Below are 23,445 nucleotides of genomic sequence, written 5' to 3' on the forward strand. Positions count from 1 at the left end.
GTGGCTGGCCGGAAGAGGTCCGGTGCCATCTTAGGCTGCGATCTGGACAGACCCAACCGTTTCGGGCAACCCATTTCCATGACTGATGCCCAAGTTACACTCCGCCCGACCCGACGCCGCCGCCTGCGGGCCCTTCTGGATCCCTGGTCCATCGGCGCGGCGCTGATCGCGGTGATCGTTCTTGCACCGATCCTGTCAGTCTTCTGGAAGGCCCTTTCCCCAAAGGAACCGATCTGGGCGCATCTGGTTTCTACCACGCTGCCGCGCTACCTGGGCAATTCGCTGATGCTGATGCTCAGCGTCGGGCTGGTGACGGGGATCGTGGGCACGGCCACCGCCTGGATGTCGGCGCGTTACGAATTTCCCCTGCGCCGGGCACTGGACACGCTGCTGCTTCTACCGCTAGCGATCCCGGCCTATATCGGCGCCTATGCGCTGGTCGATTTCCTGGAATATGCCGGCCCGATCCAGAGCGGGCTGCGCCAGCTCTTCGGCTGGAATGATGCGCGAGACTACTGGTTCCCCGAGATCCGCTCGATGGGGGCGGCGATCATCGTGCTTTCCGCCGCGCTCTATCCTTACGTCTACCTGCTGTCCCGTGCCGCCTTCCGCGAACAATCCGCCAGCGCGGACGAGGTCGCGCGCTCCCTGGGCGCCGGCCCCTTCGCGCGGTTCTGGCGCATCGGCCTGCCCATGGCCCGGCCGGCCATCGCCGCCGCGATCTCCATCGTGATGATGGAAACGGTGAATGATTTCGGGACGGTGGATTTCTTTGCCGTGCAGACGCTGACCACCGGCATCTTCTCTGTCTGGCTGCAAAGCTACAATCCCGGCGGGGCGGCCCAGATCGCCTGCGTGATCCTCGCATTGGTCCTGGCGCTGGTGCTGGTGGAGAAGACCTCCCGCCGTCGCCTGCGCTTCTACGCGCTCTCGCGCCGCCATCGCCCGGTGCCGCGCCGCCAGCTGAGCGGCTGGCGGGCCGGGCTTGCCACGGCGGGCTGCCTGGTGCCCTTCCTGCTGGGCTTCGTCCTGCCCGGAGGCGTCATCCTTTCCCATGCGCTTTCCGCTGGGGATGGCTGGTTGGATCCCGGCCTGATGGCCGCCCTGCGCCACACGCTGACCATCTGCGGAGCGGCGGCCGTGGTCACGCTGCTGGCGGCAATCTTCCTGGTCTACGGCGTGCGGTTGTCCGGCGCGGCGCTGCCCCGGCTGCTGCTGCCGGTCACCACCATCGGCTATGCCGCCCCCGGCGCCGTGCTGGCGGTGGGGATCCTGATCCCGCTTGCCGCGCTCGACAACCGCGTCGCGGATGGCATCCTGGCGCTCACGGGCTTCGATCCGGGGCTCATGCTGACGGGCACGGCCTTCGCGGTGGTCCTGGCCTATTGCGTGCGCTTCTTCGCCATCGCCCAGGGCGCGACGGACGGGGCCATGGGCCGCGTGCCCCCGGCGCTTGGCATGGCGGCGCGCTCCCTAGGGCGCAGCCGCGCGCAGGTGCTGCGCTCGGTCTATTTCCCGCTGATCCGCGGCACGCTGGCCTCTGCGCTGCTGCTGGTCTTCGTCGACAGCGTGAAGGAGCTTCCCGCCACGCTTCTGCTGCGGCCTTTCAACTATGACACCCTGGCCACGCGGGTCTTCGAAAAGGCCAGCCTGGAGCAATTGGGCCAGGCCGCGCCGGCCGCGCTTCTGGTGATCGGCGTCGGCCTTGCGGCGGTTGCGCTGCTGGCACGCACAAACCGATGAAAACCACTTGATCGGCCCCTCGCCAGCAAGTAAACGGCTCCCGATGCCCCTATAGCTCAGCTGGTAGAGCAACTGATTTGTAATCAGTAGGTCCGCGGTTCGAGTCCGTGTGGGGGCACCAGAAATCATTGAAATTGCTGTACTTTCATGGTGTTAGTGGGAAAACCACTACACAAACGCTACACATTGGGGTGTGGCAGGGATGAGAGTCGTCTTGGAAAGAAAGCACCTGAAGCCGCCGACAAAGACGGCAAATGCCAAGTACCGGAGGCGTGTCCCCGAGGATCTGAGAGATGTCTTTGGACGGTCCGCCGTCGAGTGGTCCCTGAAGTCGAAAGACCCTGAGGTCTATCTCAGGAACTACGATATCGAGCACCAGCGGTTTGAGGCCATGGCGGCGCGGAAGACGACAGTTTCCGGCGATCAGATCAAATGGGAGATGGCGCAGAAGGCCGCTATCGAGCACGGCTTGGCGAAGCCTTCGGACACCCGGATTGGTCCGGTGGACATGGAGGCCGAGCAGGCGCGTTTCCAGGCGTTCACGGAGGCTATCCTGTCGGAGTCGGCTCGGTTGACCCCTCAGCAACTGACCGCGAAGCTTGCCAACAGGCCCGCCAAGACGTCTTTCGACCTTCTCCTTGAGGCGCAGGTCTCCGGCATTGAGAAACCAGCAGCGACCCTGAAGGATTTCGCGCGGGAGTACCTGAGAGACCGAGAGGGCAGGGCCACCTACAACGATCTTGAGAAACAGGTGAGCCTTGTCGTGCGAGGTGTGGAGGAGGTGACCGGAAGGGAAGCCCCAACGGTCATCTCACTGACGGAAGAGGATGCATATGCCTTCCGGAACGCCATGCGAGACAAGGGGAATGCGATCTCGACCATTGAGAAGCGGTTCAACATCCTGAACGCTGTACTGAACCACGGCAAAAAGCGGTTCGGCATGAAGCACTGGGCCAACCCGTTTGAGGATGTCGAGATGCCCCAGGACGATGGAACGGCAGGAGAGGCCAAGAGGAAGCCGCTGAGTGCAGAGGAGGTTGCTGCCGTGGTTCAGAAGCTGCGGGCCAGCAATGACGACCTCAGGGACATCTGGCTCCTTATGACGTTCTGCGGCGTTGGCCCGAATGAAGCACGGGGAATTCTCCGTCGTGAGGTCTCCACAGACGGGGATGTCGCGTATTTCGAGGTTAAGGCCAACCGGAAGCGCCGCCTGAAGACCGGAGAGAGGCCCCGGAGCATCCCGCTCGTTGGCGCAGCACGTGCCATGATGCAGAGGCGATTGGATGCGAAGGGGGATCAGGATGCCCCGATCTTCCCGCGCTATGCAGAACACAGCAGCAGCAACAGCCTATCAGCGGCGCTCGTGAAGCAGATGAAGGCTGCCGGAGTGTGGGAGAAGACGGTGAAAGTTCCATACTCGCTCAGGCATACCCTGAAGGAGCAGCTGCGCTGGGTCGCGCCGAAGAGTTTCCAGGTGCGGATCTTCGGGCATGGCTACGGAGAAGGCGGGTCAGCGGATGACTATGGTGAGGATGAGATGCTTGAGCGGCAGGCAGAGTTTATCGAGAATGCACTGAAACGCGGTGGCCTCTTAGATCTCTTCCAGGCTCCCAAAGAGTGAACCGTCCGGGATGATTTTGGGGTCAAAAATTCGAGACCCCATATTCGATATGGACGCGAGCGGTTTCCCCCCCGGTGCCCTCTGACATCTGCGGGGTATCCGCCAGGTGCTGGTGCGAGCGCGGGAGGTGGGGTCTTTTCGAAAGCCAAGCGATTGCCCCCTTCAGCTTATGAGAGAAGGGGCTGATCCGTTTTTGTTACAGGCACAACCAACGTTGACATTTGCAACGGCTGGGGAATATGGCTGAAGGCAGGCCAATTGGGAGACCCTGCATCATGCGTCAGTTCGTCATTTACAAGCGTGTCAGCACCGCAGAGCAGGGGCGGTCCGGGTTGGGCCTCGCGGCGCAGGAGCGTGACATTGGTATTTTCCTCGATGCCTACGCAGAGGAGCCTTTTGAGGTTCTGGCAGAGTTCACCGAGGTGGAGACCGGCAAAGCCGATGACCGTCCTGAGCTTTCCAAGGCGCTGGAGATCGTAAGGAAGACAGGTGCTGAACTGCTCGTGGCAAAGCTGGACCGCTTGAGCCGCAAGGTGTCGTTCGTGGCAACCCTGATGGATGACAAGCGGGTTCAGCTTCGGGTCGCTGCCATGCCCCACGCCGACAAGTTCCAGCTTCATATCTACGCTGCCCTAGCGGAGCAGGAGCGGGAGTTCATCTCTCTCAGGACCAAGGCGGCGCTGGGCGAGGCGAAGGCGCGGGGCGTGAAGCTGGGCGGGGAGCGAGATGCCACCAAAGCCCGGAACAAGGCTGTCAAGGCGCAGGCGCAAAAAGGGGCCGAAAGGGTCGCCGGGATCGTCCTGCCCCTGAGGAGCCAAGGGGCCACCCTCAGAGAGATCGCGGCAACGCTGAACAGCTCCGGAGTGCCGACCGCGAGGGGCGGGAAATGGCAGGCTTCCCAAGTGAAGCGTGTGATCGAGCGATTGGAGCGTGCCAGCTAGGAGCGCTACCATGCAGAGCCCTTCATGCCTTCTATCTGTCTTGTGCCACGATGAAGACAAGCTTCGGACGTGGACGCAGGAGGTGGTTTGAGGGCGGAAGACCAACGAACTGAAACTCTTCGACTTCAACAGCAACAACATCCGCGTGGTTACCCTGGAGGGTGAGCCGTGGTTCGTGGCGGCTGATGTGTGCCGCGCTCTAGGACTCTCTCACATCACCAACGCCTTGCGTCCTCTGAACACCAAGGAGGTCTCCAACTTTAATCGGATTACGCTTGGCGTGGTCCGCGCAGGGAGGCCGATGAAACTTGTCACCGAGAGCGGTCTCTACAAGCTGATCCTGCGGTCGAACAAACCCGAGGCCCGCGCCCTCCAAGAATGGGTGACCAGCACGGTCCTCCCGGCAATCCGCAAGGATGGCAGCTACATCATGGGTGAGGAGAAGGCTTGAAGGCCGGTGAGGTTCTGGTAAGTATTTGAAGGGAGATGATATTCCCACAAGTGGGACCAACCGCTCACTGACCGATTTCATCTCCCCCTTCTGACAAGTGACCAAGAAGGGAACGACCATGCTTAAGCACAATTTCGATATCCAGATAGACCCGCGCCTCGACGGAGAGCCGCGTTGCTGGGTCATGCGGGCAGACTCCGGGCGCACTGAGGGATGGCATGGCCGGGTCTTGTTCCTCCGTTGGTTCTGGGAGCGCGAGAGCAAGCCGCTGAGGGGCTAGAAAGGGGCCGCTAGCATAGAGGACCCACCGGCACTTGTGCGGGCACTCAGGAGGCTCTCAGCGGCTTCCAGCGGGGCGCTTGGGTGCCAGTCTTTCGGGGCGCGACAGGTGCTCGGAGCGGAGGCGCAGAGCGGCCTCGGGCTTGAGTTGTACTAGGAGAACCCCATTCGGCCCCCATCAAGGCTGAAAGTTCGGCTGCCCTTTGTGGGATAAACATATCGCCCTGTGACCCTCATTCCGTGAGGCCAGCGGAGCGAAATGACGCTCTCCATCCGACACGCCACCCAGATCAAAATTAAGGAGTCGTCAATTGGACGATATCACAAAATCGGCCTTGGCCGAAGGAACTTACGTTGCCTACACGGACGGCAGCTGCAAAGGCAATCCCGGTCCTGGGGGCGCTGCTTACCGGCTGTATGCTCCCGACGGATCAGACCCCAGCGAGTTTTCCCGCAAGAGCAAACACACCACCAACAACAAGGCTGAGATGCAGGCAGTAATCGACGCCCTCAAGGCGACCCCAGTGGACGCCTATGTCATGATCTGCCTGGACAGTGAGTACATCAAGAATGGGCTCGAGGACTATCTCCCCAAATGGGTCGGCAACGGCTGGAAGACATCCAAAGGCAAGCCAGTGGAGAACCGCGACAGATGGGAGATGATCAAGGCCCTTGTGGATGAGCGGTTGGTGACCTTCCGCAAGATCAAGGCCCACTCAGGAGACCCGGACAATAACCGCGTGGACCAACTGGCCGGAGAGGCGGCAAATCGAGCGGAGCGGGCCGCTAAAAAGCACCAGCAGCTGCACAAGGATGCCTCCAAGTGAGCGCCGCAGAAGTGCCGAGCCAAGATTGCGCAGGGGAGACCCTCTGCGCGACTTGTGGGGCAGGCTTTGAGAAGACCCGAAAGGACAAGCGGTATTGCTCCAAGGCGTGCGCTCGGGTCGCCAGTAGGAACAATAATCGCGGACCCCGCCAGATCGAAGACAAGGAGCGGGCAAGGTGGCACTACGGACGGGCTGCATGGCTCCTACATGACTTATATCGGCTACCGAAGCGTGAGCAGCGTCGTATGGGGCAGGCCATCCTGGAAGCCGCATCTGGACCCGATCCCGCTCTGAGGAACATCCTCACCGACCCCGCTCTACTCGGGGCACCCTATGGGTCAACAAAGGGCTTGCTGGAAACAGACCATGGAAAACCAAACATCGCCAAGTTCATGAATACGTTCTGCCGGGAGGAGTACGGAACAAGCATCCGAGATACGATCCTAGATGAGGGCAAACCGGCTTGGCGGACGTTCACGACAGGAGAGCCTCTCTGCATTTCGAAAGTCCCTCCGCACATACATGAGAAGACCCCTGAGGTACTTGAGAGGATCACCATAGCCGAGCTTCGTCAGCGTTTCCCAATGGGCAGGACGCAGGAACAGAGGCAATACGCTGCCTAGCGTTCGAAAGTCCCTCCGCACATATATGAGTAACCATCAAGGTAGCCCGTGGGGCTGATATAAGACCCTGTATGGTTCCTCTAGGGTGGCCTGTAGGATGATGACTGATCAGATCTATCCATAGATCGTCACCCCTACGGGTGCCCCTAGGGTATCATAAACAAGGAGAGGGTCTAACTGCTCATTGCAGCATCCGGTCAGTCACCTGGCAGGTGGGCACCTTAAGCATATCCGCGCTCGGCGCAGCATTGTACCCGGCAGGGTCGGAGAGGGCGGAGAGCTGCCGTTCGCTGCGGGGGGCACAGACGGCAGCAGTGCGCAGATAGCGAGCGGTCGATTTTTGACTAATTTGCGCAGCACAGCGTCGAAACGGGTGGCTCCGCAGAAGGCCAGAAGGGCCTCTTAGTGTAGGGTGCTGCAAGTTATCTTCACTACTCGGGACAGCCCCGATAACGACCAATGGGGCAAAGTCTGCCTCGATGTTCTGACAACCATGTGACTCCTGGGCCCGTCCAGATTTTTGCAAACATGCATAAATTTGAGATCTTCGAGCAACTGATAAAGTTTTTCTTCTCAGTGGAGCGAAGCTAGGCGATGATCGTTTCATGAAAAAAATATTCTTCGTCATAAACCGCCTCGTTGACGGCTTCGGCTATTGGTATGGGGCGTACCTTTTACTTGCAGGGTCGTCAATTCTCGGGATTCTATCTGCTTACTCATCGAAGGGGGTTGCGTGGATTGCAAAATTTGGTCTGTTCGGATTGCTTTTCTCAGGATTCGCTGGGGCATTGCTTTTTTCGATTATTTTGATTGCCCTAAGCGGAGTTTACTTTATTTGGATCAAGGCCAGTATCGCGCGGGCATACTCTAAAAACATAACGGAATTCAATCCGCTTGACAGAATAATTGACAATAAGAGATTTCGGATTCAGGATTTAGTAAGCCCAATTGACAGGAGAATAAATAGGAAAAGGATTTCAAACTGTGAACTTCTTGGGCCGGCGAATATTTACATGCATAAATCGGTTGAATTTGTTGGAAATGAATTCTTTGAATGCATCTTCATAATGCTTCGTCCTATCGAAGGTGGGATTGTAAACACCGGACACGCCATCATCTTGGATGATGTGGTAATTCGCGAATCAAAGATCTATGGAGCTACGATCATGGTTCCGCCGGCACTGGTGCCGATGCTGCTTGAGGCTGGCGCAACTTTTGCCACACTCATCGAAGGTGATATCCCAAAGTGATCTATGTCAAGATTCTATCCGGGCCACATCACCACTCAACCCAACCGGTGAATGCAAGTGATTTCAATTCCCGTTCTGATCCCTTGCCCTCACCATACTGATCGACAACTGCAATGAGTTTCAGACTTCCAGAACCAAATCTTCAGGGCCATGACCTGCTTCCTTAGGCAATGCTTCCGTCAGTAGGAATGGGCCACCTCTCGCTCAGGACAAAGCCGTCAGACCTTGACTCATTAGAGAACAGAATGAGCTGAGACCGGTCATCCGCTGCGCCCGGCATGGAGGTCTGCAAGGGGCCGACTTCGACTTCGCGGCCTATTTTCGGAATCGAGACGCTGGGTGTCAGTGTCGCTCTGTGGAGCAATGAAGGCCAGGACCTGAACTACATTTTTCATAGCCCTGTTAATCAATCAATAACCACTACTTGCACAAGCTTTTCGAGGCACGAAGGACCGCCCACTAAACTGATCAAACCAATGAAACCAGCAAATGATAATCAGCCACCCCGGCTTTGGCCGAAGCTGCTCGACGCGGCGATGCTTTTGCTCGGGTGGCTGATATTTCTCGCGCCAGTTTGGTTTGTCGTGCGGGGCTTTCTGTAAGTCCTCCCAGCAGGTCTACCAGAAGCGAAATGAGATAGCGCTCTGTAAGATACGCCTCCACATCCAGCCGAACAAAGCGCTTGATTGATTATCGCCTTGCGCAGTTCAAATGTCTGGAACGGGCCGGAAGCAGCTAGGTTCCGGCGAGACACTGATCGTCCGCTCAGGGCCCGGATAGTCGACTGATATAGGGCGAGCGGAGGCTTGGGCTCTGCATTCTCTTCCTGAGGTTTGCTGCCGACCAGCCGCTCCCGGATTTCTGTGCACCTCCTGCAATTTCTTGCCTCTGCAGTTTGTTCGTCGCTGTTCGCTTCCCAGCGTCTTCTGCCAAGTAAGCCGAAACCACTACACAAGCACTACACATCCATGGTGCGTTGTGGTCTTAATGCCTTGGAATGTATCGGGAAAAATTGAGGTTCGAGTCCGTGTGGGGGCACCAGAAAAATCACCTAACACATTGATTTTATTGGTGAGAAGCCCTCGGGCTTGCCTGTGTGTATCCATGTCCGTATCCATGCGGGGACATATGGACATGCAGAATGTGACAGTGGAATATCTCAAGCAAGACCCCCGAAATGGTCGCTGGCTCTATCGCCGGGTGGTCCCGAAAGCCCTAAAACCGTGGGTCCAACAGCGCGAGTTTGTGAAAACCCTTGGGAAGACCCGTCAGGAAGCCCTGATCCAATACGGCCCGTACCATCAGCGCATCGAGCATATGAAATCCCTCGCACAGGCCGGTGTTGCAGGGCTTTCACCAGCGACGCAGCGCGACAAGCTCAAAGCGATGCTCGAAGTATGGGGTGCAGACCCTCACAGCGCTGGGCGAGATGACAATGAGCGAACATGGCGTGAAGTAGCGGCAGGCGAGATCATCGACCGCTATCAGAACCCCGCGACAGGTGAGTATGAGGGGGTGCCGGAGGAAGAAGCGCTTAGAGCCGGGGCGCTCCTGTCCGGTGTGCCAAAGCAGACCCCAGAGCCGACAATCACAGACGCCTTCAATTTCTATCTCAAAGAGAATGCGAAGGACACGCCCGAGAAGCGGAAGAAGCAGGAGCAGCGTTTCCGGCGGGTGGAGCGCAGCCTGATCGCGGTGATTGGTGAAGACAAGCGGGTCTCTGAGATAACCCGAGAAGAGGCCCGCAAATGGCGCGACATGCGGAGCGAGGCAGGCGCAGCACCCGGAACAATCAAGCGCGAGAAGTCCGACATAAGCACTGTGATCAACACCGCGCGAAGTGAACTGGATGCAGGAGATGCGAACCCCTTCGAGAAGCTGAAACTACCCAAGTCGAAAGTCAGCCGCCGCGAGGAGCGGGAAGCGCTGCCCGAAGAAGTCATCCAAGGCGTGTACAGCAGCCTAGAGGGAGGCCGAAACAAGGTCCTTTTGGCTATCTGGACGCTCATAGACTTTATCGGGGCGCGTCCCAGCGAAATAAGAGAGTTGAACCGAAATGAGGTCATCTTGGATCATGCGATCCCACACCTTGTCCTTACGGAGAGGGAGGGGCGCTCCCTGAAAACCGCATGGTCAACACGGAAAGTGCCGCTCGTGGGCAGGGCACTGGATGTTGCCAAAGAACTACTAGACGAAGCCACGGACGGCTCAGCGCCGCTTTTCCCCCACTACTGCCGCGAGGGCGGGATGGATAACCTGTCGCAAGCCCTGAACCGGCGTATCAGGAAGTTTTCGACAAACCGAAAACACGTCACCTACAGCCTGCGGCACAACATGTCCGACCGGTTGCGGCGGGCTGAGGTCCATGACGCGACACAGCGGGCCATTGAGGGCCACTCCTACGGGCGAGGCGAGGCTGCGTCCTACGGCGGTGATATCCCACTAGAGAAGAAGCGAGACGCGCTTATCAAGGCCCTGGGCTTGGACTAGCAGCTTCGTAGATCGCCCTGATTTTGGCCCAAAAATTCGAGACCCCACATTGGATAAGGGCGCGAGCGGGTTTCCCCCCCGGTGCCCCCTCTGTCCCTGCGGGATACCCGAGAGGTGCCCGCGCGAGAGCAGGAGGCGGGGGCTTTTCCACGAGCAGTGCAGGCACCCCCCACTAGAAACGGACAGGCGGGGGGGGTCCGAAAGAACATGTGTCCGCAAGGGTATACTTAAACGGACATGTGAGAAGGTGCCCGACATGGCGTCCATAAGGGTTGAATGCATCAACGGACACATCTATCAACGGACATGACCCCTAACGACACCCCGGAGGCAACATGTCCAAGACCATCCTGTATGCCCGCGTATCAACAGCGGACCAGACCCTAGAGCACCAGAAGACCCAAGCGGAGGCCGCAGGCTTTGCGGTTGATGCGGTTGTCTCAGATCACGGGGTATCAGGTGTCAGCACCCGCCTGCGGGATCGCCCCGAGGGCAAAAGGCTGTTCGACATGCTCCGGAGCGGGGATACCCTTGTGGTGCGCTGGGTGGACCGCCTGGGCCGCAACTACCAAGACGTTACCGACACCATCCGCGAGTTGATGCGACAAGGCGTGGTCATTCGGACAGTGATCAACAACATGACATTCGACGGGGCCACCACGGACCCCATGCAGGAGGCCGTGAGAGACGCGCTGATCGCCTTCATGGCGGCAACGGCTCAGGCACAGGCAGAAGCCACGAAGGAAGCCCAGAAGGCCGGAATAGAGGCCGCAAGGGCCGACAAGACCCGATACCGAGGCAAGAAGCCCAGCTATGACCGCAAAGCCTTCGAGATGGTGCAGAACATGTCAGCGCAGAACGCAGGGACCAGCGAAGTTGCCAAGGCCACGGGCCTCACCCGCCAAGCCGTGATCCGCATTCGGAAAGACCCAGCAGCAGCAGAGGCAGCATTGACGCGCTGGGGGATGTGAAGTGAAGGGGCGTTGCGAAATGGCAACATGCGCGTCTGCTATCTGTCTTTGCGGCTCATAAGCAGGAAAAGCATCCGCGTGGTTACCCTGGAGGGTGAGCCGTGGTTCGCCGCGAAGGACGCATGTGACCTTATGGGGATCGGGAACTCCAGGGAGGCCACCAAGCGCCTGAGTGCCTCTCAGTCCCGTCTCATCAAGAAGTCAGACGTCAGCTCGCTTGACGTTACCTTTCCGAACCGAGGGCTGGTCTTCGTCAGCGAGAGCGGCCTCTATGCGCTGATCCTGCGCTCCGACAAACCCGAGGCGCTGGACTTCCAAGACTGGGTAACCCGCACGGTTCTCCCGGCAATCCGCAAGGATGGCAGCTACGTCATGGGCGAGGAGAAGTCTTGCAAGGTACTCGGCCTGAAGAGCGTCTCGACGTCCCTGAATAATCTCCAAACTTTGGAGGTTAAACGACAGAAGCTGACCACGGGGCGTGGTGCCTCCAGCAAGCTGATCAACGAGAGCGGTCTCTACAAGCTGATCATGCGCTCCAATAAGTCCGAAGCAGAAGCCTTCCAGAACTGGGTGACCGGCACTGTCCTCCCGGCAATCCGCAAGGATGGCAGCTACGTCATGGGCGAGGAGAAGTCTTGCAGGGCGCTAGGGCTGTGATAAGCATCTGAAGGGAAATGATATTCCCACTTGTGGGTTCAACCAGTGACCGGCTGACTTCATCTCCCCCCTTCTGAAAATTGACCAAGAAGGGAAAGACCATGCTCAAGCACAATTTCGATATCCAGGTTGATCCGGGCCTTGCCGGAGAGCCGCGTTTCTGGGCCATGCGAGTAGACCCCGGACAAACTGACGGGTGGCATGGCCGGGTTTTGTGCTTCCGTTGGTTCTTGGAGCGCGAGAGCAAGCCGCTGAGAGGCTAGAAGGGGTCGCTAGGGGTCCACAGGGCCACCGGGCACCTTGCGGGAATTCAGGAGGGTTCTCGGGGGCTTCCTGCCGGGTATCGGATGCCCACCTTTCGGGGTGCGACAGGTGCCCCCGACAGCAGGCGTAGGGCGGTCAAGGGATGGGTTGCTCTAAGAGAACCGACCATGCGGACCCCATGAGGGCTGAAACTGGGTTGCTCTAAGAGAACCGACCATTCGGACCCCATGTGGGCTGAAACTGGGCTGCTCCAGAAGGACGAACCGGTCCGCCCTGTGGCCCCCATAAACCGTGGCCAGCGGAGCGCATCGCCGCTCCCCATCCGACACCCTCAAACCAAAGCTAACGGAGCCACCCCCAAGCAAGTGCATGGGGGAGAGTTCTCCGTGCCCTCTGTAAATAATGGACTCAACATGCAGAACATGACCCCCCGCATGGCGGCTGACGCCATCATTTCCACTCGTTTTTACAGCCCCTACGGAGTCTCGACCCTATCCGAATACTGGGACTTTGTACTCCGTAGAGCCACGGCACACCTTGCCGAACACCTTGCCCGCAGAGTCGCCGGGACGTCCGGCAAGCAACGTCGAGAAGCCCGGCTGTTTTTCGATGACGATGACACCCTCTGCATCAGCATTCAGATGACAGACGCGCGTACTGGTGAAGCTGTCGAAGCCGTGACGGAGTTCAGGGTTTTTTTGGATATTTTGGAAACCGGCGCAGACGGCGCATGGCAATACGGCAACAAGGAAGGTGATCGAAAAAGGGGGCAAGTCCGCATCGGAGTTCCCATGAGTGAAAGATCACGGAAAGTGCCGGTCGGACGAATTATCGCGAACGCCACGAAAGGCCAACAGGCCCGCATGGAGGACGGAAATCCCCTCAACCTGCGCCGGGCGAACGTCTACTTGGTCGGCAAGCCCAGAGGCTGCGACACGCGCAGTGAATTACAGGAAAAGGCCCGCTTTCGGGCAGACCTCGCCGGGTCTGAATTCGACTATCCCGAGCGCGACTGAGCGTAGAAAACCCCAAAGGAAGCCCAAACATGACCACGAAACGCACGTGCAAGGAGCGCGGGCGGAAAACCCCCGTTCGCCTTGACCAGATCGACCTTGAGAGCGAGGCGGGAACGGCCCGCCCCGGCCCCCTCGACAAGGAGTGGGTCAAAGACCTCGCCCGGACCAAATGCATCGTCGGACAGCTTGACCCCATCCTGCTGTGGCGCAATCCGCGAGACCCCGAAGGCCTCCTGATCATCCTTGATGGACGCCACAGGGTCGCCGCCTATCGCTCCGAGAAGGGAGCCAAGAAGATACCCGCAAGGGTCCTGGAATGCTCATTCCGGGATGCCCTCCTTGTCTCTGCCCAAGAGCATACCAATGCCTCACTTCCTTTGACGTCAAATCAGAGGGCCGACTTCGCTTGGCGGCTGGTCTGGGAAAACCTCGACTATTCCAAGAAGGAGCTTTCGCAGGCCACCGGTGTGTCGCCGCGAACTGTTGGTTACATGCGGGCTCGCTTCAAGGAGATGCAGGCGGCGGATACCGAGATCACGGGCCGCTGGTGGCAGGACAGAAAGGCAAAGCCCGAAGGAGACGAAGAGCAGCCAATGATGAGCGATGCAGAGAGGCGAGAGGCCGTAGAAGCCATGTCGAAGGCCCTTCGGGAAGTCACAGACCGACGCGACAACCCGCTGCCTTTCTGGGACGATGAACTGACGGCGGAAGCTATGGGCATCGCATTCGGAGAACGGAAGCTCCGCTACTTCATGGAGTACTCATTCGGTGGGATGGACGATGAAATGGAAGAGTGGGGCGAAAGCAGGGTCGGACAGTATCCCGACGAAGACCCCCATGCAGAGCCCGAAGAGGGGCCATGTGGAGACTTCTGAGAAGCCCTAGGGGGTGCAAGCAGTAGACTGTGCAAATTGCACACCCTGAGACACAGGAGGGGGCGGCTGTAGGTCGCCCTTTTCCAACCCGACAGGGCGGAGCTTGCAGGCATGGCGTCGAACATGGATGCCTAGAGACCTCGGCGGGGGAGCGCCAGGGGGACGGTGACACCCACCCGGCGCGTCGCGCAGGAACGGCCCGTTGCGGACTTTCGTGTTAGGCGCTGCGGATGACCCATCCAAAGCGCGAAGCGGTCCTTCTACACAGTCACACCGATGCATCACTTCAGCTTCATGAGGCCTTTCATCTGATTGTCCATCTGGCTAGCGCTGGTTTCTCAAGCGAGAGCATACAACCGCTCCGTAGGCACTGCCCACAGAACAGGATGCAAAAGAGGGAACCTAGGGGGCTATCGTAACACAAAACTTTGCAAAGCCGACTGAAGCGGGCCACTATCTTACCCACAGTGCAGAGAATCGGCGGTTTCAAGAGATGAAGAGCGAAAGTGATGTCGAGCAGAAAGTCATTCTGCCGCTTCTAAAAGATGCAGCGCCCCAGGGTTTAGGGATTCCAGACAGCTGGATATCAACAAAAGTAAGCATCAAGAGCATCACAATAGACAAGGGTAAATCAAAAAAGAACTATTTCCCTGACTTTGTGGTCTCTGTCTATGGCCTCCCCGTCCTAATTGTTGAAGCAAAGGCTCCAGGTGAAGATCTCGTAGAGGCACTTCGAGAAGCTCGCCTGTATGCGGCTGAAGTCAACGCGGGCTACGGCCCTGATGTTGACCCAGTAAAATTTGTCATAGCCTGTGACGGAAATAGAATTCTTGCAGGTTGGTCCAACAGCGCCAGTCCAGATTTCGATATAAAGTCAGAGAGGTGGACGCCGACGGATACTGAATATTCACTTTTTTCTGAAAAATACTCGTCCGACAAGCTCGCCTCCTGGGCATTGGAGGTCCTGAAGGAACTTCGTCCACGAAGGTACTGGAAACCTCGTAAACTGGTAGGCGGAATCGCAGCGCAAGAGGAGGAAGTTGGGCTAAACTCTTTTGGAGTAACTATTAAGTCTGATTTTCGCGAGCTTTTCAATCCGGAGACCATAGATGAAAGGGATGTTATTGCGCGCGAATGCTACATCCCTTCGCGGCGTCGGGAGAGGTATGTTGATTCCATTGACAGAACATTCAAAGCCATTATTCCACCATCCGAGAAGAATGCAAAGGCAATAGATGACACGTCAAGTCCAGATGAGATTATCGAAAAACTCAAGTACGGGCAGAGACTCAAAAATCAAGTTATGCTTCTTATTGGAGCGGCTGGCGCAGGTAAAACAACGTTCGTTGATCATCTTAGGGTAAAAGCGCTACCGAGCGACCTCCGAGAAGGCACTCACTGGGTTCACATCAATATGAACGTTGCTCCAGTTGGCCGTGATGAAATTTACCCTTGGCTTCGGAAAGAAATTCAGCGCGGCGCAGAGAGCGCCTTCCCAGATGTAAATTTCAAGAACATTCGAACGATCAGGAAGATCTTCCGAAGGAAGATATCGGAGTTCAATGAGGGAGTGGGCAGTCTATATCAAGGAAGTGGAGAAAAATATAACGAGAAGCTTGCTGATTATATTTCTGAGTTCCTAAAGGATGATCACTTTGTCGCTCAATCGTACTGCAGTTATGTCTCGAGCAGAAAGTCCGGATTAGTTGTAATAGCCCTAGACAATTGCGATAAGAGATCAATGGATGAGCAGCTATTGATGTTTGAGGCAGCGCAGTGGATTAGAAATGAATTTGACGCCATGGTCTTCTTACCGCTAAGAGAGGAGACCTACGACAACAACCTAGGCCTTCCGCCGCTCGATACGGCGCTTAAAGATATGTCGTTCAGAATTGAGCCTCCGAGGTTTGACCTCATTCTTCGCTCTCGTGTTGATTTGGCGATTTCGAAACTCGAAGAGGACCCTGATCGAAAATTCTCGTATGATCTACCAAACGCGATGAAGGTATCATACACATCAGAAGATAAAGCATACTACTTAACGTCCATTTTACGATCTATTTTCGACACTGACGCATCTGTTCGCCGGCTATTGATTGGCCTTTCAGGGCGAAATATGCGAAGAGCGATGGAGATATTTTTGGATTTCTGCTCAAGTGGGCACATATCTGAAGATGAGATTGTGAAAATCGTTCAATCAAGAGGTGAATACGCCCTCCCAATGTCTATGGTTAGCCGAGTCATTCTTCGACCCAAGAAGCGATATTATGATAGCGACACCTCATACGTGGTAAATCTTTTCTCCGCTGATATTGACGATCCTCGACCAAACTTCTTCGTGAGAGTGGGCATATTAAGATACCTGAGAAGCTTGGGGGAAATTGGAAAGGGAAGTCGGCTTTCCAAGTATGCTCGGGCAATGGATATCTATGATGCGCTTCGGCCAATGGGTCTCGAAGAAAAAGCATTCACGCGAGAGTTGAACTACCTTGTGCGTAGCCATTGTGTTGTAAGTGAAGACTTCAGAATGTCCGACGTTTCGTTGGATGATCTCGTCACCATCGGACCTGCTGGCCGAACTCATATATATCTTATGGGAAACATTCAGTATATTTCCGCTGTCTCTGAGGACACGTGGTTTCGGGATCAAAGTCTTGCCAGGTCTATATCGGATAGAATTCGAAATCATGCGTCGCAGTTCTCAAATCGTACCGTCGTTCAGAATGCTGGTGCAGTTGCCGATTTTCTTCGGGCGCAGTCAGAGGAGGTGTTGGATAGGATAGAGCTTGTTCACAAGGATAGCTCCCTTTCAGATTTGATATCCACGAGCAACTTGCACGCAGTGGTTGACCGTAAAGAGAGAGAGCACCTTGGCGCATGGGCAGGTGTCGAGGTTAGGTTTTTGGCTGGAAATGTGTATGACGGCTTAGTGGTAGGCATTAAGAATTTTGGTGTTTTCGTTCAGCTTGAGAATGGCGTTGACGGGATGATTCATGTTTCAAATCTACTGGGTCGCCCAAGTGACTTTACCAGAGGTGATGTCGTAAGCGTAAAAATTGAGAAAGTTGATGTCTTAGGGAAGAAAATCGACCTGGCACTCCATTCAAATAGTTGAATCATGGCGCCTATTGCGAGGCACGGCCCCGGTTACCAACCTTCCGCTTTCAGAAGTTGGCTCCAAGTTCATGTTCTCGTTAGTCGTGAATTCGTTGGATGCCGCACATAAGCTGGGTCGTTTTCGAACGAGTGCCCAAGTTGCGCTGCAGACGTCGAGCCGCTTCGGAGACTAAGGCCGGGGCGCCAGTTCCGATCCGTGCCCTGCGGTCGTTCGTCTAAGACGCAGCGAAAGCCCGCTCCCCGCCCTTGGTGTCGATCGAGCGGGCGCCGGTCTTGGTTCTCGTCCGAATGTCCGCTTCCGTGGTGCGGCTTGGGCGCCTTCGCGACTGCGGCGAAGGACCGCTTCCCGCCCTTCGGCGAACTTGCGGCACGTACCATGCTGGCCATCCGGGTATAGGAAGCACGAGCGCTCTCGGACCGATATGTAAGCTTGAGGTTTGTATCCATGTTTCACTACACATTCGGCTGTGTTGGTGGTAATTATCCAAGGAATTCATTGGGATGTGGATACGCATCACGCCGTGTGGGGGCACCACTTCCCAAGCTTCACATCCCGATACAGCCAGCGTTGCTGGCGGCGGGTCCTGTCATCTGGGCCCGGCGCATGACTTATCGAGCGCCCCAGAAACGGGTGCGCAAGACGTGCTCTAATTGCGTGATCTTTGAGAAAAGCTTGCCCTGGCGATGCTCCTCCGCCTCAGCGAATCCCGCGCTCAGCCAGGCAAGGAAGTCGCGAAGGGGCGGGAACGCCCCTTCGCGCAGTCGTATCAGCTCCAGTCGCCGGGCATCAGCTCGTCGGGCATGTTCTGGTAGCAGACCGGGCGCAGGAAGCGCCGGATCGACAGGGTGCCGACCGAGGTCGCGCCGAAGTTGGTCGAGGCGGGGTAGGGGCCGCCATGCACCATGGAATCGGCCACTTCCACGCCGGTGGGGAAGCCATTGACCAGAACGCGCCCGGCCTTGCGTTCCAGCACCGGGGCCAGCTTCTGTGCCAGAGCCGTGTCGCCCTTGTCCATGTGCAGCGTCGCGGTCAGCTGCCCTTCGAAGCCGGCGGCAAGGCCCGGCATCTCTGCGGCATTCGCGACCCGGACCACCAGCCCGAGCGGGCCGAAGACCTCTTCGCTCAGCTCGGCGTCTGCCAGGTAGCTTTGCGCATCGGTCTCGTAAAGGTTCGGGCAGGCGCTGCGCCCGTCGCTTTCGGTTACGACGATGGGCGTCACGCTGCCCTTGTCCTCGATCTGGGCCTTGCCGCTGCGATAGGCATCGGCGATGCCCGGCGTCAGCATGACCTGGCCAGACACCTCCTTCAGCGCCTCTGCTGCGGCCTGGACGAAGGCATCGCCCTCGGGGCCGGACTGGACCACCGCGATCCCGGGGTTGGTGCAGAACTGGCCCGCGCCCATGGTCAGCGATCCGGCCCAGGCCGCGCCCAGCTCTGCGCCGCGTGCCTTTGCGGCCTCGGGCAGCAGGAACATCGGGTTGACGGAGCCGAGCTCCCCGAAGAAGGGGATCGGCTCGGGGCGTTGTGCGCAGAGATCAAACAACGCGCGCCCGCCGCCCAGCGAGCCGGTGAAGCCCACGGCCTTGATCAGCGGGTGCTGCACAAGGGCCTGGCCCACGTCGCGCTTGCCACCCTGGATCAGGCTGAAGACGCCCTTGGGCATGTCGCAGGACACGATGGCGGCGGCGATGGCCTCGGCCACGATCTCTCCGGTGCCGGGGTGGGCGCTGTGGCCCTTGACGACGACCGGGCAACCGGCGGCCAGTGCGGCCGCCGTGTCACCGCCCGCAGTGGAGAAGGCCAGCGGAAAGTTCGACGCACCGAAGACGGCAACCGGGCCGATGGGGCGCTGCATCATCTTCAGGTCCGGACGCGGTGCCGGGGCGCGATCGGGCAGGGCGGCATCGTGGCGGCGGTCCAGGTAATCGCCCTTCAGGATATGCTCCGCGAAAAGGCGCAGCTGGCCGGTGGTGCGGCCGCGCTCGCCCTGCAGACGGGCTTCGGGCAGGCCGGTTTCCTGGGTGCCGATCTCGGTGATCGCCTCGGCGCGGGCTTCGATCTCATCCGCGATGGCGTTCAGGAAGGCCGCGCGATCCTTGCGCGAGGAATAGCCGTAAGTGGTAAAGGCCTCTTCGGCGGCTTTCACCGCGCGGTCCACCAGCTCTGGCGTGCCGACGCAATACTCATGCGCGGGCCCATGGGCGGGATCAGAGGAAAAGGTCTTGTCGGAGGCGACCCATTCGCCGGCGACAAGGTGTTTGCCGTGGGGCGTGAAAGCATCAAGCACGTGGTGCTCCTTTCGGTTCAGGAAAAAGGGATGGGAGGGCCCGCAAGCCCACCCGCGCCGGATCTGCGCGATCCACAGGAAGCGCGCGTGTGCCGGTCCTCCCCGCCGGGGCGGGGGAAGGGGTGAAGTTGTCAGACATGTGGAGTCTCATGGCAGGCATCTCCCAAGCTGGGCAGAGCGGCGCCCAAGGGGCCGATCCGCTGCCCGGCCGGGGCGCGGACCCGCGCAGGGCGGGCCGTGGCAAGGTCCCGACCTTGCCTGTGGGCCGGGCGCGCGTTGGAATCGAGGTCCAGTTTCACGCCCCGATTCCTGACCCTTTCAATCCAGGATAACAAGACCTCTTGGCCGGGACCCGCCTGGAGTGTCCGCCTGCCGCCGGTCAACGGTACCCCGCTGGGGACCGGCAGAGCGGCGAGACCGTCGCGGGCGGCGAAGGGCTCGTTTGCCGCGAACCCACTGCAAGAAAGCGGAAATCTGTCCCTGCCCAGAGGGCTTTCGGCGCTGGCGGAAGGCGCGAGCGGGGCACTCAGCTTGCGCAAAGGTGCACGTCGCAGTGTGGGCGCCGTGCGGATGATCATACCATCCGTGCCGGCCAGGGCGCGCGGCGCTCCGTGTCTCTGAGTGCGCGTCGCCTTCGCGGCGCGGGCCTGTCTTGCCATCATTCGCCAGTCCTCCGGAGGTCCTGCGCCCCTCCTACCTGAGCCCAAGCGACCCAAAGGCAAAATGTCATCACACAAGTTTGACCTTTTCCCGCCAACAACCACCGGCAAGGGGTAGCCTCGATGTTGCCCCAGGGCCGCCCCTGCGCCCTGCGTGCCCCTGTCACACCCGGTCTTGCTGCCACGGCTCTGGCGGTCCGGCGCGCTTGGGTGTCTAGTCGCGCCGTTGGCAGGGGGGATATCGTGCTTTTCATCACCATATGGCCGCTTTTCGGGCTGATCTGCCTGGGCTTCGTCCTGGCGCGCGCGGGTTTTCCGTCAGCGGGCTTCTGGCCCGCGGCGGAACGGCTGAACTACTTCCTGCTGTTCCCGGCGCTGCTGGTGGCCAGCCTTGCCGAGGCCCCGGTGCGCGATCCGGCGCTGCTGCGGTTGGGCGGGGCGGCGATCGTGACGATCCTGATTGCGGCCCTGGCGCTGGTCGCCGTGCGCGCCCTGCGTCCCATGCCCGCCGCCCGCTTCGGCCCGGCCCTGCAGGGGGTGGTGCGCTTCAACACCTACCTTGGCCTTGCGGTCATCACCAGCCTGGCGGGCCCGGCGGGGATCGAGCGCGCGGCCATCTACCTGGCCGTTTGCGTGCCGCTGGTGAACGTGCTGTCGATCCTGGCGCTGACCGAACAGGGGGCGCTGCGCCACCCGATGCGCCTGCTGCGCACGGTGCTGCGCAACCCGCTGATCCTGGCCTGTATCGCCGGTTTCGCCCTGGCGCTCAGCGGGCTGGGTCTGCCGTTCGGCGCCGGGCGCTTCCTGGACCTCATGGCGCGCGCAAGCCTGCCGCTGGGCCTGCTCTGCGTCGGCGCGGCGCTGCAGCCGCGCGCCATGAGCCAGCAGATCGGCGCGCTGGCCGCGACCTCGGCCCTGCGGCTGCTGGCCATGCCCGCGCTGGCAAGCGGCGTGGCGCTGCTCTTTGGGCTGGACGGGACAGAGGCGCTGGTGCTGGTGGTCTTCTCTGCCATCCCCACGGCGCCCACGGCCTATGTGCTGACGCGCCAGCTGGGCGGGGACGGCACGCTGATGGCCGGGCTGGTCACGGCCCAGACCCTTGCGGCGGTGCTGACCATTCCGCTGGTCCTGATGGTGCTGGCCTGAGAAGGGGCCACCGGGTCCATGTCACCCGGCAGGCGCGGCGTCTGCCGGTGCACGGGCGGCCACCGCGCGCCCGCCGCGCCGGGGCAGGCCGAGTGCCGGCGGGCAGGGTGCTTTGGCCTTCCCCCCCCTTGCCTTCCCTGCGCCCCCGCGAAAAGGTGACGCCGAAACAAGCCAGGAGCCCCCATGACCGTCGCCGCCTTCCTTGCGCAGAAATTCCCCGAACACCGTGCCCTGCGGCGTGACATCCACGCCCACCCGGAGCTGGGCTTTGAAGAGGTCCGCACCGCCGGGCTGGTCGCGCAACGGCTGCGGGCGGCGGGCTACACGGTGACCGAAGGCATCGCGAAAACCGGCCTGGTCGCCACGCTGACACGCGGCGAGGGTCCCGCCATCGGCCTGCGCGCGGACATGGACGCCCTGCCGATGGAGGAACGCACAAACCTGCCCCATGCCTCCCGCACCGAGGGGGTCTTTCACGGCTGCGGCCACGACGGCCATACCACCAGCCTGCTTGCCACGGCCGAGGCCCTGGCCGCCCATGGAAGCTTCGCCGGCACCGTGCACCTGATCTTCCAGCCCGCCGAAGAGGGCCTCTCCGGTGGGCTGAGGATGGTCGAAGAAGGACTGTTCGACCGTTTCCCCTGCGATCGCATCTACGGCTTTCACAACATGCCGCTGCTGCCCATGGGCCATGCCGGGGTGCGCCCCGGTCCGGCCATGGCCTCTTCGGACGGCTTCGTGCTGCGCTTCTCTGGCAAGGGCGGTCACGCGGCCATGCCGCACCTTGGCCAGGACATCGCCCTGCTGATGTCAGAGATCACCCTGGCCGCGCAAAGTCTGGTCTCGCGCGGGGTGAACCCGCTGCACGCGGCGGTGCTTTCCGTCACCCAGATGCACGTGGGCACCGCCCATAACGTCATCGCCGGGGAGGGCTGGATGTCAGGCACCATCCGCTGCCTGGACCCTGGGGATCGCGCCACGATCGAAGACCGCTTCCGCGCGCTGATCACCCACCATGCCCAGGCCCGCGACATCGAGGTGGAAATCGAATGGGTCCGTGGCTACCCGCCGCTGGCCAACGATCCCGCCGCCGCCGCCCATGCGCTTTCCGTGCTGTCTTCGGATGCCGCGCCGGTCACCGCCTCCCAGGCCGATCCGCTCATGGCGGCAGAGGATTTTGCCTACATGCTCGATACCGTGCCGGGCGCCTATTTCTTCTTCGGCATGGCGGTAGAGGGGGAGGACAATCCCATGGTGCACCACCCCGCCTATGATTTCCGCGATGAGCTGATCCCGATCATCGCCGAAAGCATGGTGGCCCTAGTGGAAAGCGAACTGCCGGCCTGACCGAATGATCCGCCGGCGAAGGCCTCAGGCGCGGTTCATCTCCTGCACCTTCTCCAGCGCGGCCCGGATGCCCGCGGCCACGGCGCTGTCGAACCCCTCGGCCTCCATGCGGCGCAGCCCGGCGGCGATGACGCCCTCGTAGTCGATGAAGCTTTGCACCACCGCCGGGGCCTGGCCGATCCGGCCGGCAAGCTGGGCAGAGGCGGCGCAGACCAGGTTCTCTGCCGCGCCCGCCGCCAGCTCCGGCGCGAGCCCCGCCTCGACCCCCGCGCGGGTCAGGGCGCGCGCCAGCAGCGCGGCATAGGCCGGCCCGGCGCCCGAAAGCGTGGTCAGCACGTCCAGCGCGGCTTCATCGGGCACCTCGGCCTCCGTTCCGCTGCCGGTGAAGACATCGCGCGCCAGGGCCTTGTCCTCCTCGGTCACTGCGGGACTTGCCAGCCAGGGGGTGTAGGAGCTGGCGGTTTCCACCAGCGCGTTGGGCAGGGCACGGATGATCCGGGCAGAGCCTGTGTGCGCCTCAAGCTCCGCCAACAGCACGCCGGCCATGACAGAGATGACCAGGGCATCCGGGCAATGAAAGCGGGCGGCGCGGAAATCGGCGGGGCGCACGGAGAGCACCAGCACATCGGGCGGCGGCACATCCGCCAGCGCGCGGTGCCAGGAAATCCCCCAGCCGGCGTAATCATCTGAGGGACCAGAGCGGTTCAGGGCATGGAAATGCGCGCCGTCCGTGACGCCCGCGCGTAACAGGCCGGGGCCGATGAACCGGCCAAGCCAGCCGCTTGCGCCGGCAAAGGCGATGGTGGGTGGGCGGGTCATGGCGATCCTCCGGCGTTTCTCCACCAGCGTAGGCGCTTCCCGCCCGACTTGGCAATCACGC

16 protein-coding genes and 1 tRNA gene are annotated in these 23,445 nt (G+C 60.0%); 15 read left to right on the top strand and 2 right to left on the bottom strand.

What is annotated here, in order from left to right:
- The first annotated feature begins 78 nt into the window (after nucleotides 1-78).
- The 13 genes from HCZ97_RS11115 (at nucleotide 79) to HCZ97_RS11175 (ending at nucleotide 17,123) form a co-directional block, all read left to right on the top strand.
- Nucleotides 79-1,743: an iron ABC transporter permease gene (locus HCZ97_RS11115; protein WP_167688791.1), complete on the top strand. Its 1,665-nt coding sequence runs from the start codon at nucleotides 79-81 to the stop codon at nucleotides 1,741-1,743.
- Between the two features lie 45 nt (nucleotides 1,744-1,788).
- Nucleotides 1,789-1,864: transfer RNA gene (locus tag HCZ97_RS11120), tRNA-Thr, on the top strand.
- Between the two features lie 93 nt (nucleotides 1,865-1,957).
- On the top strand, nucleotides 1,958-3,364 hold the full coding sequence (locus HCZ97_RS11125) for a hypothetical protein (protein ID WP_167688792.1): 1,407 nt from the start codon (nucleotides 1,958-1,960) through the stop codon (nucleotides 3,362-3,364).
- Between the two features lie 275 nt (nucleotides 3,365-3,639).
- Entirely contained in the window at nucleotides 3,640-4,305 is a 666-nt protein-coding gene (locus tag HCZ97_RS11130) for a recombinase family protein (RefSeq protein WP_167688793.1), read from the top strand.
- Nucleotides 4,306-4,450: 145 nt separating this feature from the next.
- The gene (locus HCZ97_RS11135) at nucleotides 4,451-4,756 is read left to right on the top strand and encodes a BRO family protein (RefSeq protein WP_217701767.1); all 306 of its coding nucleotides are present in this window, start codon (nucleotides 4,451-4,453) and stop codon (nucleotides 4,754-4,756) included.
- A gap of 590 nt (nucleotides 4,757-5,346) precedes the next feature.
- Nucleotides 5,347-5,862, top strand: a complete 516-nt coding sequence (locus HCZ97_RS11140; RefSeq protein WP_167688794.1) for a ribonuclease H — start codon at nucleotides 5,347-5,349, stop codon at nucleotides 5,860-5,862.
- Nucleotides 5,863-7,090: 1,228 nt separating this feature from the next.
- Nucleotides 7,091-7,735, top strand: a complete 645-nt coding sequence (locus HCZ97_RS11145) for a hypothetical protein (protein WP_167688795.1) — start codon at nucleotides 7,091-7,093, stop codon at nucleotides 7,733-7,735.
- 1,134 nt (nucleotides 7,736-8,869) lie between these two features.
- On the top strand, nucleotides 8,870-10,225 hold the full coding sequence (locus tag HCZ97_RS11150; RefSeq protein ID WP_167688796.1) for a site-specific integrase: 1,356 nt from the start codon (nucleotides 8,870-8,872) through the stop codon (nucleotides 10,223-10,225).
- Nucleotides 10,226-10,560: 335 nt separating this feature from the next.
- Nucleotides 10,561-11,196: a recombinase family protein gene (locus tag HCZ97_RS11155; RefSeq protein ID WP_167688797.1), complete on the top strand. Its 636-nt coding sequence runs from the start codon at nucleotides 10,561-10,563 to the stop codon at nucleotides 11,194-11,196.
- A 78-nt stretch (nucleotides 11,197-11,274) separates the two neighbouring features.
- Nucleotides 11,275-11,853 carry a BRO family protein gene (locus HCZ97_RS20455; RefSeq protein ID WP_167688798.1) on the top strand — a complete coding sequence of 193 codons (579 nt, stop codon included), beginning with the start codon at nucleotides 11,275-11,277 and terminating at the stop codon, nucleotides 11,851-11,853.
- Between the two features lie 677 nt (nucleotides 11,854-12,530).
- Entirely contained in the window at nucleotides 12,531-13,133 is a 603-nt protein-coding gene (locus HCZ97_RS11165; RefSeq protein WP_167688799.1) for a hypothetical protein, read from the top strand.
- 29 nt (nucleotides 13,134-13,162) lie between these two features.
- On the top strand, nucleotides 13,163-14,008 hold the full coding sequence (locus HCZ97_RS11170; protein WP_167688800.1) for a ParB N-terminal domain-containing protein: 846 nt from the start codon (nucleotides 13,163-13,165) through the stop codon (nucleotides 14,006-14,008).
- Nucleotides 14,009-14,501: 493 nt separating this feature from the next.
- Entirely contained in the window at nucleotides 14,502-17,123 is a 2,622-nt protein-coding gene (locus HCZ97_RS11175; protein ID WP_167688801.1) for a S1 RNA-binding domain-containing protein, read from the top strand.
- A gap of 769 nt (nucleotides 17,124-17,892) precedes the next feature.
- Here the strand turns inward: HCZ97_RS11175 and HCZ97_RS11180 are convergent.
- The gene (locus HCZ97_RS11180; RefSeq protein WP_167688802.1) at nucleotides 17,893-19,413 is read right to left on the bottom strand and encodes an aldehyde dehydrogenase (NADP(+)); all 1,521 of its coding nucleotides are present in this window, start codon (nucleotides 19,411-19,413) and stop codon (nucleotides 17,893-17,895) included.
- A gap of 902 nt (nucleotides 19,414-20,315) precedes the next feature.
- Between HCZ97_RS11180 and HCZ97_RS11185 the strand changes: the two genes are divergently transcribed.
- Complete coding sequence (locus tag HCZ97_RS11185; RefSeq protein WP_167688803.1) at nucleotides 20,316-21,218, top strand: AEC family transporter; 903 nt, start codon at nucleotides 20,316-20,318, stop codon at nucleotides 21,216-21,218.
- Nucleotides 21,219-21,401: 183 nt separating this feature from the next.
- Entirely contained in the window at nucleotides 21,402-22,565 is a 1,164-nt protein-coding gene (locus HCZ97_RS11190) for an amidohydrolase (protein ID WP_167688804.1), read from the top strand.
- Between the two features lie 24 nt (nucleotides 22,566-22,589).
- Here HCZ97_RS11190 and HCZ97_RS11195 read toward each other — a convergent pair whose 3' ends face one another.
- Nucleotides 22,590-23,384 (bottom strand): pyrroline-5-carboxylate reductase, encoded by a 795-nt coding sequence (locus HCZ97_RS11195; RefSeq protein ID WP_167688805.1) that lies wholly within the window; start codon nucleotides 23,382-23,384, stop codon nucleotides 22,590-22,592.
- Nucleotides 23,385-23,445 lie beyond the last annotated feature (61 nt).

Source organism: Pseudooceanicola sp. HF7 (assembly GCF_011806405.1).
Classification (GTDB): domain Bacteria; phylum Pseudomonadota; class Alphaproteobacteria; order Rhodobacterales; family Rhodobacteraceae; genus Pseudooceanicola.